Source organism: Serratia sp. D1N4 (genome assembly GCF_054552755.1).
Genome location: NZ_CM137274.1, coordinates 1,529,369 through 1,543,696, shown reverse-complemented (window position 1 = coordinate 1,543,696; position 14,328 = coordinate 1,529,369). Strand labels below are relative to the sequence as shown.

Sequence of the window (14,328 nt, the reverse complement as noted above, 5' to 3'; positions counted from 1 at the left end):
CACTGCGGGGTTTTTTAACGCCAATCGCTTAAAAACCGCTCGGCACTTCGCGCATATCTGGCAACTTATGCGCGATCCCTTTATGGCAATCAATACAGGTTTTGCCTTCGACGATCGCTTTGTCATGCATCTTCGCCGCCACGGTTTTCTGTGCGCTGAAGTCCATATACTCAAAGTTATGGCAGTTACGGCATTCCTGTGAGTTATTGGCCTTCATCCGCGCCCATTCGTTCGTGGCCATCGCCAACCGGTGTGTTTCAAACTTCTGCGGCGTGTCGATCACGCCAAACACCTTGCCATACAGCTCTTTGCTGGCCTTCAGCTTGCGCAGCATTTTCGGTGCCCACTCGTGCGGCACGTGGCAATCCGGACAGGTGGCGCGAACGCCGCTGCGGTTGTTGTAATGCACGCTATCCATATATTCTTCGTAGACGTTTTCACGCATTTCATGGCAACCGATGCAGAACTGCTCGGTGTTAGCCGCTTCCATACCCGTGTTGAAACCGCCCCAGAAAATAATCCCTGACACAAATCCCAGCAACAGCAGCGTGCCCAACGCCAAGCGGCTCGGCCTGCGCCACCAGCGCCATAAACGGCGAATCAGCCCGGCCTTTTTCTCAGATGTTTCATTATTACGTTCGGCCATAACTCCCCCGCTTATTGCCCAAAGCCCGGCATGGGCTTGAAATCGTTACCGATGATCGGTGCAGCATCGGTTTGTGGTACGTGACATTGCAGACAGAAATAGCGGCGTGGTGCCACTTCACCCAGCACTTTGCCGTCACTGTCCATAAAGTGCGTTGGGCTGACACGCGGTGCGCCGGTCGTGCGATAGCTCTCTACACCGTGGCACTGCAAACAGCGGTTGGTGTTCTTGGTCACCTGATAACCATCAATGCTGTGCGAGATCATCGGCGGCTGGTTAACATAGTTCAGCGCCATTCTTTCCTGCTGTTTCGGCATTTTGATCTGCCCTTCGACAGTGGCGGAAACCTCTGGCGATTGCTGAAGGTCCACATCGCTGGCGGCAAACGCGAAGCTGGCAACCACCAGCGACAGCAGCGCACCACACAGGGAAAGCGGCTTGTTCAGGACATTGCTTTTCATTTTTTGGCTCCCGAATAATGAAATTTGGTCTTAATTTCGAAGACATTTTCTGCACAGACGTCGATACAACGTCCGCAGGCAATACAGGCATCACTGGCCACCTGTGGCGCGCCTTTTTGCAGCAATAACGGTTCACGTAAAATTTGCGGTTCCGGGCAAACATGGATGCAATCCATACAGCGGGTGCAGTTTTCGCGCTTCTCAGCGCTGATCTGCACCACGCCCTGGCTGCCAATGACGCCGTATAAGGCGCCCACCGGGCAAAGATGACCACACCAACCATGCTCAACCACCAGCAGGTCGAACAGGAACAGCGCCACAATCAGCCAGATCCCGGCACCAAAAGCGGCAACCAAGCCTTTCAGCCAGCTCAGCGCCCCCTCTCCGATACCATGAATCAAACCACGGCCCATCAGGGCAACCGGGTTGAGCCATTCCCACAGCAGCGTGCCACTGACGGCGCTACCTACCAGCACGGCGATCAAAATGCCGTAGCGCAAGCTGCGCGGTAGGCTGGCCGACTGCCGCAGGCCCAACTTGCGCCGCAGCCAGGCAGCCAGATCGGTGACCGGATTCAACGGACAAACCCAGCCACAGAACACCCGATTGCCGATCAGGCCGTAGATCAGCACTACTGCGGTGCCCACCCACACCAGCCAGGCTGGCCAGTGCCCGGCCAGCAGGCTTTCCAGCATCATCAACGGATCGGTGAGCGGGATCGTCTCCAGCAGCAGGCTGGCGCTGTAGTTACCGCGCAGGATCCAGACGCCCCACAGCGGCCCAGATAAAAACATCAGCAAGATCAGCAACTGGCTGCTGCGCCGCAGGATCAGAAAGCGGTTGCTGCGCCACCAGCCGTGACGCAGGCGCGCATCACGCCCGGCTTGTGCGACAGGATTAGCCATCATTCACCTCCCTTTGCACCACGTGCCGGTAACGTCAGCCCTTCCGGCACCAGCGAATGCCCTGCTCGCTGTTTTTCCTGCCAGCCCCAGCGGTAATGCTCACCCAACTGGCCGCGAGCCAGTTCCATTGGCAATACCTTGATGGCCGCCTGTTCCAGCACGCAGGCCTGTTCGCACTTGCCGCAGCCGGTGCAAGCATCGCTGTGTACCCTAGGCAGGAACATCGCGTGCTTGCCGGTACGTGGGTTGTGCTGTAGATCCAGCGTAATCGCCTTGTCGATCTGCGGGCAGACGCGGTAACAGACGTCACAGCGCAGCCCCTGCCAGTTCAGGCAATTTTCATGATCCAGCAGCACCGCCAACCCCATCCGCGCCTGATCGATATCGGTCAGCAAAGGATCCAGCGCACCGCTTGGGCAGGCCACCACGCACGGAATGTCTTCACACATCTCGCAAGGGATATCCCGCGCCACAAAGTACGGTGTCCCCGCCGCCCTGGGTGAGAGCAGCGTAGCCAATTTCAGCGTCTGATACGGGCACGCCTGCACGCACTGGCCACAGCGGATGCAGGCGCTGTCAAACGCCTCATTCGCCAGCGCGCCCGGTGGCCGCAAGGCCAGGCCGTCACGCGCTTGCGACTGCTTCTGCTGCAACCCGAGCAGTACGGCGATCCCTGCCAACCCGGCGGCGCTGCGGGCGGCATCACGCAGGAAGCGCCGCCGCGCCGGGGTTTTATCTCGTTGCTGGCTCATGGCGTTGGCCTTATACCTTCTCCAGTTTTACCGCACACTTCTTGTAATCGGTCTCTTTTGACAGCGGATCGGTCGCATCCAGCGTCAGGTTATTGACCAACTGCGCCGCATCAAAGAACGGCATGTACACCAGACCTTTCGGCGGGCGGTTACGGCCACGGGTTTCCACGGTGCTCACCACTTCGCCACGGCGTGACAGCACTTTCACTCTGTCACCCCGGCGCAGGTTGCGTTCTTTGGCGTCCAGCGGATGGATAAACAACACCGCTTCCGGGAAGGCACGGTGCAGTTCTGGTACGCGGCGCGTCATGGAGCCGGTATGCCAGTGCTCCAGCACGCGGCCGGTAGACAGCCACAGGTCATATTCCTGATCCGGGCTTTCGGCCGCCGGTTCGAACGGCAGCGCGAAGATCACCGCTTTGCCGTCTGGCTTGCCGTAGAAACGCACGCTCTCACCTGCTTTCACATAAGGATCGGTGCCTTCGCGGTAACGCCACAGGGTTTCTTTGCCATCGACCACCGGCCAACGCAGGCCGCGCGCTTGGTGGTACATGTCGAACGCCGCCAGATCGTGACCATGGCCGCGCCCAAAACCGGCATACTCTTCAAACAGCCCTTTCTGGAGGTAATAGCCAAAGTCACGCGCTTCGTCGTTCAACTGTGCCGCCGGGATCTCTTCCAGCTTGTATTTGTTGACTTCGCCGTTGGCAAACAGCACGTCATACAGGGTTTTGCCACGGTATTCCGGCTTCTGATTCAGCAGTTCTGCGGGCCACACTTCTTCCACTTTGAAGCGCTTGGCGAATTCCACCAGCTGCCACAGATCGGATTTGGCTTCGCCCGGCGCTTTCACCTGCTGGCGCCAGAACTGGGTGCGGCGCTCGGCGTTACCGTAAGCCCCTTCTTTCTCGACCCACATGGCGGTTGGCAGAATTAAGTCCGCCGCCAGCGCACTCACCGTCGGGTAGGGATCGGAGACCACGATAAAGTTGCGCGGATCGCGCCAGCCCGGCATACGTTCTTCATTGATGTTTGGCCCGGCCTGCATGTTGTTGTTACACATCACCCAGTAGGCATTCAGCTTGCCGTCTTTCAGCGCCCGGTCTTGAGCGACCGCATGCAGCCCGACTTTTTCTGGAATAGTGCCAGCCGGTAGCTGCCAGATTTTTTCGGCGATCTGACGGTGTTTTTCGTTGGTGACCACCATGTCTGCCGGCAGGCGGTGGGAGAAGGTCCCCACTTCACGCGCGGTGCCGCAGGCGGAAGGCTGGCCGGTAAGTGAGAACGGCCCGCAGCCCGGTTTGGAGATCTTGCCGGTCAGCAGGTGCAGGTTGTAACACAGGTTATTGGCCCACACGCCGCGCGTATGCTGGTTAAAGCCCATGGTCCAGTAAGACACCACTTTCACATTGGGATCGGCATACAGCTTCGCCAGCGCTTCCAGTTGATCTTTCGGCACGCCGCTCATTTCGGCGGCTTTTTCCAGCGTATATTCCGCCACAAAGGCTTTGTAATCGTCGAAGCTCATCGGTTCCGAAGCGTCGCTACCCGGATTCTTGGCGGCTTTTTCCAGCGGATGCGTCGGACGCAGGCCGTAACCGATATCGGTCGCGCCCTTGCGAATATTGACGTGCTGCTTGAGGAATTCCTGATCGACCGCGTTGTTCTGAATAATGTAATTGGCGATGTAATTCATGATCGCCAGATCGGTCTGCGGGGTGAACACCATGGCGTTATCCGCCAGCTCAAAGCTGCGGTGCTCGAACGTAGACAGAACGGAGACATTGACCTTGTCATTGCCCAAGCGGCGGTTGGTGATGCGCGACCAGAGGATCGGGTGCATTTCCGCCATGTTGGAACCCCAAAGTACGAACGCGTCGGCCTGCTCGATATCGTCGTAGCAGCCCATCGGTTCATCCATGCCGAAGGTGCGCATAAAACCCACCACCGCTGAAGCCATGCAGTGGCGCGCGTTCGGATCGAGGTTATTCGAGCGCAAACCGGCCTTGAACAGCTTGGCAGCGGCGTAACCTTCCCAGATCGTCCACTGGCCGGAACCGAACATGCCCACCGCATCAGGGCCCTTCTCTTTCAGAGCCCCTTTGAACTTCTCGGCCATGATATCGAAAGCCTGTTCCCAACTGATGGGTGTGAATTCACCTTCTTTATCATACTGGCCGTTTTTCATCCGCAGCAGCGGCTGCGTCAGGCGGTCTTTGCCGTACATGATTTTCGGTAGGAAGTAGCCTTTGATACAGTTCAGGCCACGGTTGACCGGCGCATCCGGATCGCCCTGCGAGGCGACAATGCGGCCATTCTGTGTGCCCACCAGCACGCCGCAGCCGGTGCCGCAGAAGCGGCAAGGCGCTTTGTCCCATTTTATTTCATCGGCACCACCGACCACGGCCTGAGCGACCGTTGGGATCGTCAGCCCGGCAGCCGCCGCAGCGGCCGCTGCGGCGTTAGCTTTCATGAAGTCTCGACGACTGAGTTTCATGGCGTTACCTCATCTTGCTCATCCTGCTGGTGATAAACCAGCGACACCGCCAGCACGCCATCCAAATCACGCACCGACTCAATTTTTTCCAGCAACGCCTGAGAGCGCGCTGCCTGCATCACCACCACCAACTTGCCCTGCTGTTGATCTTGTACCGGAATTTCCGTCTCCGGGATCGCCAGCAGCGCTGGGATCAACCCTGGAAACTTTTCCGGCCGGGCCTGAACCATCAACCCGCTCACATGCCATTCGTTATTCATTATTTTCACTCCGGGTTATCGCGATCGCCGCCGCCGGGCAACCGGCAACACAAGCACCACAACCGCTACAGGCCGCCGCATCGAGCTGCGGTTTAGCGATCCCGCCCAACTGCGGTCGGAAACGGATTGCCTGGGTTTCACAGTTATCCTGGCAACTGCGGCACTCAATGCCCTGCAACGCCAGACAGCGAGCGGTAAAGGTGGCCACCTGCTGCCAAGGCGGGTATTGCGGCGGATAAAACAGCGGTGCTTCACAAGCTTTTGCACACTGGCGGCAAAAGGTGCACTCCGCACGTTGGAAATCAACTTCAGGAAAACCACCGCTGCCGACGATCAACACGCCGGTTTCACAGGCGTTGATGCACGCCTGGCACCGTGTGCAGCCAGCAAGAAAGAGAGGAGCTTCGCGCGACCATGGGGGACGGATCGCATCAGAATGATGACGCCATTGTCCGCTGAGCAGTTTGCGTCGCGACAATTCGGCCATGCGGTTTATCCTTAGTGTTAGAAATACGCACTGCGTATAAAAGTGAACCGGTATTTTTGTTGTTTTTTATCTCAACCCCCTGCCGAGGCAGTAATACCCGTCAGTTAAGCAAAAAACTGCATAATCATGCAGCAGACGCTAAAGGTGTAGCCCCCCTGTGGGAGAGGGCCGGGGTGAGGGGCTTGTAGTACAGTGTTCGTCCCCTAACCCTAACCCTCTCCCCAAAGGAGGGGACTGGTTAGCCTTAACTGACAATCATTACTGCTGGGGCAGGGACAAAATAGGCTGAACGCCTGGGGGAAATAATCACTCTTTATGGGTAAATCACTAGGTTGATTGCGCCAGATCAATCTCTGGCAACGCTTAGAGGGGTTTCTTGCGAGGATTTTTACGCGACCGTTATCTATTTAGTTATATAGCGTTCGCCCATCGATCCGCACCGACAGTTTGACGAAAATCGCAGTGATTTGGCGCCGTAAAGGTTATCATTCTGCTTACGAATGAAATTCGATGGCTTGGCCCGCTCATGGATAAGGACGCTTAATTGCTCGTAAAACGCTCAGTGATAGGAAGCATGGCCAAGGCGCTGATCGGTATCGTGATACTTTCAGTGCTGTCTACCGGGCTGGCGCTGACCACCGTGGCCGATAGCCTGCGCGATGCGGAAGCCGTAAATATTGCCGGTTCCCTACGCATGCAGAGCTACCGTTTGGCGTACGAACTGACCAACGGTTCCGGTGAGGTGAACGAGCACCTGTTGCAATATCAGCAATCGCTGCTGGCTCCTGCCCTGCTCAAGCTCGATCGTTTTTACGTGCCAAGAGACGTGCGGGAAAAATACCTGACGCTGCGTCAATCCTGGCTGACGCTGGAAAAGCAGATCCAGGCCGGACATGCAGAAAACTATCAGGCCAACGTGGCCAGCTACGTTAATCAGATCGACCATTTTGTGCTGGCACTACAGCGCTATTCCGAAACCAAACTGAGCATTGTGGCGACGATCAGCGTTATGGGATATATCACCATCGTGGCCCTGGTGCTGTTCTGCATCCGTTTTATGCGCCGCCAGGTGGTAACGCCGCTGAAACGTTTGGTGGATGCCAGCCAGCGTATGCAACAGCGCGATTTTAACCATCCGCCGCTCGACATATCGTTACCGAATGAACTGGGGGTGTTATCGCAGGCGTTCACCGCCATGTCCGGCGAACTGTCCAAGCTGTATAAGTCGCTGGAATATAAGGTGCAGGAAAAAACCGAGCGCCTACAGCAGGCCAACCGCACGCTGGAAGTGCTTTACAGCTGTTCACAAGCGCTGAGCGCCGGGCAGCTTGACCAGCGGGCATTCGAGAAAGTGTTGCGTATTGTGCGCCTGAGTGAACAACTGCAATGCATTCGGCTGAATGTGGAAGACAACCTCAGCCAATGGCAGATCGGCAGCGGTGAACCACTGGTGGAGCAGGAGTGGCAGGCGATCTCCATTATGCAGGACAACAAACCGCTGGGTAGCCTCAGTTGGCAGCAACAACAGCAACCGCCCCACCCGCACCTGATGCAGAGCGTGGCGAATATGCTCAGCCGCAGCGTCTACTTCAATCGCGCGCAGAAGCAGCATATGCAATTTCTGCTGATGGAGGAACGCGCCACCATTGCCCGCGAACTGCATGATTCGCTGGCCCAGGCCTTGACGTTTCTGCGTATCCAGCTCACCTTGCTGAAACGTACGCTGGTGGATAGCCCGCCTGCCGCTCACGAGATTATTGATGACTTTGACCGGGCACTGGCCGATGCTTACCGCCAGTTGCGTGAATTGCTGACGACCTTCCGCCTGAGCATTCAGGACGCCGATCTCAATGCGGCGCTGAAGCAGGTGCTGGAGCCATTAAAGCTTCTGACCAGCGCACGGATTCAGTTACACTGCCGACTAGCCTCACAGGCGCTGAATGCACAGCAACAGGTTCACGCTCTACAGATCGTGCGTGAAGCGGTACTGAATGCCATCAAGCACGCCGATGCGCAGGAAATTGTGATTCGCTGCGAACTCTCGCCAGAGGGCGATAATCAGATCACTATCTGCGATGATGGTTCCGGCATCGACAGCCTGGACGAACCGGAAGGCCATTACGGCTTGACCATTATGAGCGAACGGGCGACGCGCCTGGGGGGGAAGTTACACATCCGGCGCGGCAAAGAAAAAGGCACAGAGATCTGCCTGACTTTTCCGCCTTAAGGGATGGTTTATCCGTTGCTGCTGAGCAGTAGTAACCCTTTAAAAATATCTGCGGCACCCAACGCCGCTCTGTGATTAACAGCCAGGTGCCCTCTCCGGCACTTGTGTGGTTTTACTCGCTACAGGGAGCATGTTTCATGGTGATGAAAAATTACAAAGTCATGATCGTTGACGATCACCCACTGATGCGCCGGGGCATCAAACAGTTGCTTGGGCTGGATCCCACGTTTACCGTTGTGGCGGAAGCCAGCAATGGTAACGAAGCCATTACGTTAGCCGGGCAATTGACGCCAGACGTCATTCTGCTTGATCTCAACATGAAAGGCCTCTCCGGGCTGGATACGCTGAAAGCCTTGCGTGACGATGATGTGGATGCCCGCATCATCGTGCTGACGGTCTCCGATGCGCGCAGCGATGTGTATGCGTTAATCGATGCCGGTGCCGATGGTTATCTGCTGAAAGACAGCGAGCCCGAGCAGTTGCTGGAGCATATCCGTGAAGCCGCCGAAGGCAAGAATGTGATAAGCGAAGCGGTGGTCGACTATCTGGCATCGCGCAGCGAACAGCACGATCCGTTTGCCGATCTGACCGAGCGTGAATTGGATGTGTTACAGGAAGTGGCGCGCGGTATGTCAAACAAGCAGGTGGCGGCGCAATTGCACATTTCTGAAGAAACGGTGAAGGTGCATATTCGCAACATGCTACGTAAGCTCAACGTGCGTTCGCGCGTGGCGGCCACCGTCTTGTATCTGGAATACAAGAGTCAATAATGCGTCCCCGGCGTGCCGGGGAACATTTATTCGATCGCAGCCAGCAGCGCCAGGTGATGCTGGTTAACCCAGCTTTTATTCAACGGGCCCCAGTTTTCAAGCTGATAGAAACCGTCGTTATTGCGCACTCCCTGCTGAACAAACTGCAATTCCACGCCCAAACCGGGCAAGGCTTTTAACACATCCTGTAATGTACGGCGCGGCCAACCGGTCAACTCCATCAGGCGCGGAACATTAGGCCGTTCTGTGTGGTTGATTAGCCAACAAAGATAAAGACGACGGGCAAATACCGGGTTAATTTCCATGCCAAACTCCTGCTGCGATAATTTCATTCACTCTGCAATAAATGTAGATGACGAGCACTGTTATTTACATTGTCTCCATTTTTTCTCCACGCTTTCCCTGCCTATCACGAGTAAAGTGCAATGGCGTCTGGATCCTGCCAGGCGGTATAAGCATAACTGATGCTGTCAAAAATATAACAAGTCATAACGAGGTTCATGCTGCATGGCCAATTTTTTTATTGACCGCCCTATTTTTGCCTGGGTTCTGGCAATTATTCTTTGCCTGACAGGCACCTTGGCGATTTTTTCGCTGCCTGTTGAACAATACCCGAATCTCGCTCCGCCTAATGTGCGTATCAGTGCCACTTATCCTGGGGCTTCAGCGCAAACGCTGGAAAACACCGTTACCCAGATTATCGAACAGAACATGACCGGCCTCGACAACATGATGTATATGTCGTCGCAAAGCACCAACACCGGTCAGGCCAGCGTGACGCTGACGTTCAACGCCGGCACCGACCCCAATCAAGCGATGCAGCAGGTGCAGAACCAGCTCCAGGGGGCGCTAAAGCGCTTACCGCAAGCGGTGCAGCAGCAAGGGGTGTCGGTCTCCAAATCTGGCGATACCACGCTGATGATGGTGGCTTTCGTCTCTACCGATGGCAGCATGGATAAGCAGGATATTGCCGATTACATCGTCTCTAACCTGCAAGACCCACTCAGCCGGATCGACGGTGTGGGTAGTATGGACGTTTACGGCTCGCAGTACGCGATGCGCATCTGGCTGGATCCTAACAAACTCACCAGCTATCAGTTGACCACGCAGGATGTGGTGAGCGCGATCGGCTCACAGAACGCCCAGGTGGCGGTAGGCCAGTTGGGGGGAACTCCGTCGGTAGACAAACAGGCGCTTAACGCCACTATCAATGCGCAATCCCAGTTGCAGACGCCGGAACAATTCCGTGAGATCACCCTGCGCGTCAACCAGGATGGTTCACTGGTCACGCTCGGCGATGTGGCCACCGTTGAACTCGGTGGCGAAAACTACAACTTCCTCAGCCGCTACAACGGCCTGCAGGCCGCCGGGATGAATATCAAACTGGCTTCCGGCGCTAACGAACTGCAAACCGATCAACTGGTAAAAGATAAAATCGCTGAGCTGGCCAAATATTTCCCGCCGGGGCTGGAGGCGAAGGTGGCCTATGAAACCACCCCGTTCGTCAAAGCCTCGATTAGAGACGTAGTGAAAACGCTGCTGGAAGCCATCGCGCTGGTGTTCCTGGTGATGTATCTGTTCCTACAGAACTTCCGAGCTACGCTGATCCCGACCATCGCCGTGCCGGTGGTGCTGCTCGGCACCTTCACCATTCTTGCCGCTTTCGGTTACAGCATTAATACCCTGACGATGTTCGCGATGGTATTGGCGATCGGCCTGCTGGTGGACGATGCCATCGTGGTAGTGGAAAACGTTGAACGCGTAATGAGTGAAGAGGGTTTATCTCCGCGCGACGCAACGCGTAAATCCATGGGGCAGATCCAGGGCGCTCTGGTGGGGATCGCCATGGTGCTTTCAGCGGTGTTTATTCCCATGGCTTTCTTCGGCGGCACGACCGGCGCGATTTATCGCCAGTTCTCGATCACCATCGTTTCCGCCATGGTGCTTTCCGTGCTGGTGGCGATGATCCTGACTCCGGCGCTGTGCGCTACCCTGCTGAAACCGGTAACCAAAGGCCATCATCACGGCAAGCGTGGCTTCTTTGGCTGGTTCAACCGGATGTTCAACCGTAACGCCGAACGCTATGAGCGCGGCGTGGCGCGCGTGCTGCACCACAGCATTCGCTATCTGATGATTTACCTGCTGCTACTCGGCGGGATGGCATTGTTGTTCCTGAAGTTGCCCACCTCGTTCCTGCCACAGGAAGACCGTGGCGTCTTCACCGTACAGGTGCAATTACCGACCGGTTCAACCCTGCAACAAACCACCAAAGTGGTGGAAAAGATAGAGCACTATTTCCTGAGCAAAGAAAAAGATAACGTGCTGTCGGTGTTCGCTACCATTGGCTCGGGGCCCGGGGGAAATGGGCAGAATGTGGCGCGGATGTTTATCCGCCTGAAGGCGTGGGAATTACGGACCTCGGGGGACAATAGCTCATTCGCAATCATCGATCGCGCCACCCAAGCTTTCAGTAAGATTAACGAAGCCAGAGTCATCGCCAGCAGCCCGCCGGCGATTACCGGGCTGGGTAACGCTGCGGGCTTTGATATGCAGTTGGAAGATCATGCCGGGCAAGGCCACGATAAACTGATGGCAGCGCGCGATCGGTTGCTGCAACTGGCGGGGAAAAACCCGCAGTTGTCCCGCGTGCGCCATAACGGCCTGGACGATAGCCCGCAGTTGCAAATCGATATCGATCAACGCAAAGCACAGGCGCTGGGCGTTGCCATTAATGATATCAACAGCACGCTATCCACCGCCTGGGGGTCAACCTATGTCAACGACTTTGTCGATCGTGGCCGGGTGAAGAAAGTGTATGTACAAGCCGATGCGCCTTTCCGCATGCTGCCGGAAGACATCAATAAGTGGTTCGTGCGCAACAGCAGCGGTGGCATGGTGCCATTCTCCGCCTTTGCCACTTCGCATTGGAATTTCGGCTCACCGCGCCTGGAACGCTATAACGGCAGTTCAACGGTCGAAATCGTCGGTGAAGCCGCTGCCGGTGTCAGTACCGGCACCGCGATGATCGAGATGGAAAAACTCGTCAGCCAGTTGCCGGTCGGTTTTGGCCTCGAATGGACCGCCATGTCTTATCAGGAACGGCTGTCGGGCTCCCAGGCTCCGGCGCTGTATGCCATCTCGCTGCTGGTGGTGTTCCTGTGTCTGGCGGCCCTGTATGAAAGCTGGTCGATTCCGTTCTCGGTCATGCTGGTCGTGCCGCTTGGGGTGATCGGTGCCGTGGCGGCAACCTGGCTGCGCGGGCTGGAGAACGACGTTTACTTCCAGGTTGGGCTATTGACGATTATCGGGTTGTCCGCAAAGAACGCCATCCTGATCGTCGAATTCGCCAATGAACTCAATCACAAAGGGCAAGATCTGATGGCCGCCACGCTGGAAGCCTCGCGCATGCGTTTACGCCCGATTTTGATGACCTCGCTGGCCTTTATCTTCGGCGTGTTGCCCATGACCATCAGTTCCGGTGCCGGTTCAGGTAGCCAACACGCTGTCGGTACCGGCGTGATGGGCGGCATGATTTCCGCCACGGTATTGGCCATCTTCTTTGTTCCGTTGTTCTTTGTTTTAGTGCGCCGCCGTTTCCCAGGCAAACCTGCCGTGCAAAAACAGGCAGAGAAACGCAGCGAATAATGCGCGTAAAAAAAGCAGCATCAGAGAACCGATGCTGCTTTATTACAACTTATATTTTGTACCCAAGGTGTTTTAAGTAAAAAACCAATCAACTGCCTTGTTGTAAGCTTCAAGCCGGTGTTAGTTACCTAACATCTCGTCAATGAAGTCTTTCCAGTTTCCTAACTCGCGATCAACCATAATTACTTTACTGCCTCCATTAAAAATCACTTCAAATTCTACGCCCATTTTTTAACCACGTGAAGCCTTTTGGGAACGGTGCCATTCATCAAAACTGGGGACAGCGCACATTTTCAAATTAATCAGCATGCTGGGTAAATTTTATCTTCCCTTGTGCGATCAATTCTTCCGTAGTAGCGTGCCAAAGGGTTAAAAAAACCTCACATTAAAGGCAATGTCATGTCCCCGACGTTCACTATCGAACAACTGAAAGAGCAGGGCCGCTATCAGGAAGCCAGCGACCTGTTGCAGTTAATGCTGCAACAGGCCCCCCAGGATGCCATGCTGCATTACCAGTTAGCCTGCCTTTACGATGTGCAGGGTTTTGAACAACAGGCGATTCCCTGCTATCTCGCCGCGTTGCAATACGAGTTGCCAGCACAGCAGCGCCAAGAGGCCTGGCTCGGCTTGGGCAGCACCTACCGCGCACTGGGGGATTATCAGAAATCACTGGCCACTTTTGATGCTGGCTTAGGCGAATTTCCTCAGGCCAAGGAGATCACCCTGTTCCGCGCCATGACGCTCTATAATCTGGGTGAAACCAAACAGGCCGTCGCCGATTTGCTACTGCTGTTGGCAGAAACCTCCTCCCACAGCGCTATCAGCCACTACCAACGCGCGATCCGTCAATATGCGACGGATCTGGATCGCATCAGTTAGGAGCCAACCGTGGAGATCTTTGTCGACCCCGATCGTTGCAACATTGACTGGCAACGGTTGGCAGAATTGCTGGAAGCCGCCGGATTAGGCAAACGTGACCCGCAGGTGATGCAGAAGGTCTATCAAAACAGTCAGTTCTGTTATTTCGGCTTCGTTAATGGTGAACTGATGGCGACCGCTCATGCCATCAGCGATATGACGTCGGTCGCCTATCTGGCGGATGTGGCTATCCACCCCCACTGGCAAGGGCATGGCTATGGTCACCAGTTAATGGCGCGCGTAATGCAGGATCTGGCTCCGCTCGGCAAGGTGTTCATTTATTCGGTGCCGGACAAACTGGCATTTTATAACAAATACGGCTTCCACGATCTGACAACCGGTATGGTCTATGCAGAAGGAACGGCGCTTGAACGTTTGCAGAACGGCGGCTATGTACGCCTTGAATAATAAGGAAAATTGATGAACAAATTATTACCGCAGGATTGTACTGGCATGGAGGATATACGTGCAGAAATCGACATTATGGATCAGCAGATCATTAAACTGCTTGCCCAGCGTTTTGACTATGTCAAAGCCGCTGCAAAATTCAAAACCAGCCCCGACGCCGTGCGAGCCAAAGCACGCTTCGACGCCATGATCCAAACCAGAAGACAATGGGCCAGTGAAAACGGTCTTAGCCCAGACGTGATTGAAAATATCTATACGGAACTGGTGAATTATTTTATCAGCGAAGAAATGAAGCACTGGTCAGTGCAACAAGATAATGCTTAAACTATTTCGTTTATAGAAGGTGAAAACT

At 55.5% G+C, this 14,328-nt stretch carries 15 protein-coding genes; 6 read left to right on the top strand and 9 right to left on the bottom strand.

Annotated features, from left to right (window positions below):
* Positions 1–28: 28 nt before the first annotated feature.
* The 7 genes from napC to napF are packed head-to-tail and all read right to left on the bottom strand — an operon-like array spanning position 29 to position 6,008.
* Positions 29–646: a cytochrome c-type protein NapC gene (napC, locus tag ACX1CU_RS06660; protein ID WP_459401803.1), complete on the bottom strand. Its 618-nt coding sequence runs from the start codon at positions 644–646 to the stop codon at positions 29–31.
* Between the two features lie 11 nt (positions 647–657).
* Positions 658–1,107 carry a nitrate reductase cytochrome c-type subunit gene (napB, locus tag ACX1CU_RS06655; RefSeq protein ID WP_459401802.1) on the bottom strand — a complete coding sequence of 150 codons (450 nt, stop codon included), beginning with the start codon at positions 1,105–1,107 and terminating at the stop codon, positions 658–660.
* A complete protein-coding gene (gene napH / locus ACX1CU_RS06650) occupies positions 1,104–2,012 on the bottom strand; it encodes a quinol dehydrogenase ferredoxin subunit NapH (RefSeq protein ID WP_459402740.1) in 909 nt (302 codons plus the stop codon). The genes napB and napH overlap by 4 nt, the downstream gene beginning before the upstream one ends.
* Positions 2,012–2,764, bottom strand: a complete 753-nt coding sequence (gene napG / locus ACX1CU_RS06645) for a ferredoxin-type protein NapG (protein WP_459401801.1) — start codon at positions 2,762–2,764, stop codon at positions 2,012–2,014. The genes napH and napG overlap by 1 nt, the downstream gene beginning before the upstream one ends.
* Before the next feature lie 10 nt (positions 2,765–2,774).
* The gene (gene napA / locus ACX1CU_RS06640; RefSeq protein WP_459401800.1) at positions 2,775–5,261 is read right to left on the bottom strand and encodes a nitrate reductase catalytic subunit NapA; all 2,487 of its coding nucleotides are present in this window, start codon (positions 5,259–5,261) and stop codon (positions 2,775–2,777) included.
* Positions 5,258–5,524, bottom strand: a complete 267-nt coding sequence (gene napD, locus ACX1CU_RS06635; RefSeq protein ID WP_459402739.1) for a chaperone NapD — start codon at positions 5,522–5,524, stop codon at positions 5,258–5,260. Before napD ends, napA begins: the two co-directional genes overlap by 4 nt.
* Entirely contained in the window at positions 5,514–6,008 is a 495-nt protein-coding gene (gene napF, locus ACX1CU_RS06630) for a ferredoxin-type protein NapF (RefSeq protein WP_459401799.1), read from the bottom strand. The genes napD and napF overlap by 11 nt, the downstream gene beginning before the upstream one ends.
* A 544-nt stretch (positions 6,009–6,552) precedes the next feature.
* Between napF and narQ the strand changes: the two genes are divergently transcribed.
* Both narQ and narP read left to right on the top strand, forming a co-directional pair.
* Entirely contained in the window at positions 6,553–8,235 is a 1,683-nt protein-coding gene (gene narQ, locus ACX1CU_RS06625) for a nitrate/nitrite two-component system sensor histidine kinase NarQ (RefSeq protein WP_459401798.1), read from the top strand.
* Between the two features lie 137 nt (positions 8,236–8,372).
* A complete protein-coding gene (gene narP / locus ACX1CU_RS06620; protein ID WP_459401797.1) occupies positions 8,373–9,005 on the top strand; it encodes a nitrate/nitrite response regulator protein NarP in 633 nt (210 codons plus the stop codon).
* A gap of 26 nt (positions 9,006–9,031) precedes the next feature.
* On the opposite strand, the gene ACX1CU_RS06615 is transcribed toward narP, so the two are convergent.
* On the bottom strand, positions 9,032–9,310 hold the full coding sequence (locus ACX1CU_RS06615) for a winged helix-turn-helix domain-containing protein (RefSeq protein WP_459401796.1): 279 nt from the start codon (positions 9,308–9,310) through the stop codon (positions 9,032–9,034).
* 202 nt (positions 9,311–9,512) lie between these two features.
* On the opposite strand from ACX1CU_RS06615, the gene acrD reads away from it, so the two are divergent.
* On the top strand, positions 9,513–12,650 hold the full coding sequence (gene acrD, locus ACX1CU_RS06610) for a multidrug efflux RND transporter permease AcrD (RefSeq protein WP_459401795.1): 3,138 nt from the start codon (positions 9,513–9,515) through the stop codon (positions 12,648–12,650).
* A gap of 120 nt (positions 12,651–12,770) precedes the next feature.
* Here acrD and ypfM read toward each other — a convergent pair whose 3' ends face one another.
* A complete protein-coding gene (gene ypfM, locus ACX1CU_RS06605; protein WP_100396732.1) occupies positions 12,771–12,830 on the bottom strand; it encodes a protein YpfM in 60 nt (19 codons plus the stop codon).
* A 219-nt stretch (positions 12,831–13,049) separates the two neighbouring features.
* Here ypfM and ACX1CU_RS06600 point away from each other — a divergent pair, with 219 nt between their 5' ends.
* Genes ACX1CU_RS06600 through ACX1CU_RS06590 form a run of 3 tightly spaced genes read left to right on the top strand, consistent with a single transcriptional unit; the run spans position 13,050 to position 14,300 of the window.
* A complete protein-coding gene (locus ACX1CU_RS06600; RefSeq protein ID WP_459401794.1) occupies positions 13,050–13,529 on the top strand; it encodes a tetratricopeptide repeat protein in 480 nt (159 codons plus the stop codon).
* A 9-nt stretch (positions 13,530–13,538) separates the two neighbouring features.
* The gene (locus tag ACX1CU_RS06595; RefSeq protein ID WP_459401793.1) at positions 13,539–13,976 is read left to right on the top strand and encodes a GNAT family N-acetyltransferase; all 438 of its coding nucleotides are present in this window, start codon (positions 13,539–13,541) and stop codon (positions 13,974–13,976) included.
* Between the two features lie 12 nt (positions 13,977–13,988).
* Positions 13,989–14,300: an isochorismate lyase gene (locus ACX1CU_RS06590; protein WP_459401792.1), complete on the top strand. Its 312-nt coding sequence runs from the start codon at positions 13,989–13,991 to the stop codon at positions 14,298–14,300.
* The last annotated feature ends 28 nt before the right edge of the window (positions 14,301–14,328 follow it).

Bases quoted from the DNA above. Each gene is read 5' to 3' on its own strand.
- ACX1CU_RS06590 (WP_459401792.1), top strand. From the start codon at position 13,989: ATGAACAAATTATTACCGCAGGATTGTACTGGCATGGAGGATATACGT.
- napH (WP_459402740.1), bottom strand. From the start codon at position 2,012: ATGGCTAATCCTGTCGCACAAGCCGGGCGTGATGCGCGCCTGCGTCAC.
- napF (WP_459401799.1), bottom strand. From the start codon at position 6,008: ATGGCCGAATTGTCGCGACGCAAACTGCTCAGCGGACAATGGCGTCAT.
- narP (WP_459401797.1), top strand. From the start codon at position 8,373: ATGGTGATGAAAAATTACAAAGTCATGATCGTTGACGATCACCCACTG.
- napG (WP_459401801.1), bottom strand. From the start codon at position 2,764: ATGAGCCAGCAACGAGATAAAACCCCGGCGCGGCGGCGCTTCCTGCGT.
- acrD (WP_459401795.1), top strand. From the start codon at position 9,513: ATGGCCAATTTTTTTATTGACCGCCCTATTTTTGCCTGGGTTCTGGCA.
- napC (WP_459401803.1), bottom strand. From the start codon at position 646: ATGGCCGAACGTAATAATGAAACATCTGAGAAAAAGGCCGGGCTGATT.
- ACX1CU_RS06615 (WP_459401796.1), bottom strand. From the start codon at position 9,310: ATGGAAATTAACCCGGTATTTGCCCGTCGTCTTTATCTTTGTTGGCTA.
- napB (WP_459401802.1), bottom strand. From the start codon at position 1,107: ATGAAAAGCAATGTCCTGAACAAGCCGCTTTCCCTGTGTGGTGCGCTG.
- napA (WP_459401800.1), bottom strand. From the start codon at position 5,261: ATGAAACTCAGTCGTCGAGACTTCATGAAAGCTAACGCCGCAGCGGCC.
- ACX1CU_RS06600 (WP_459401794.1), top strand. From the start codon at position 13,050: ATGTCCCCGACGTTCACTATCGAACAACTGAAAGAGCAGGGCCGCTAT.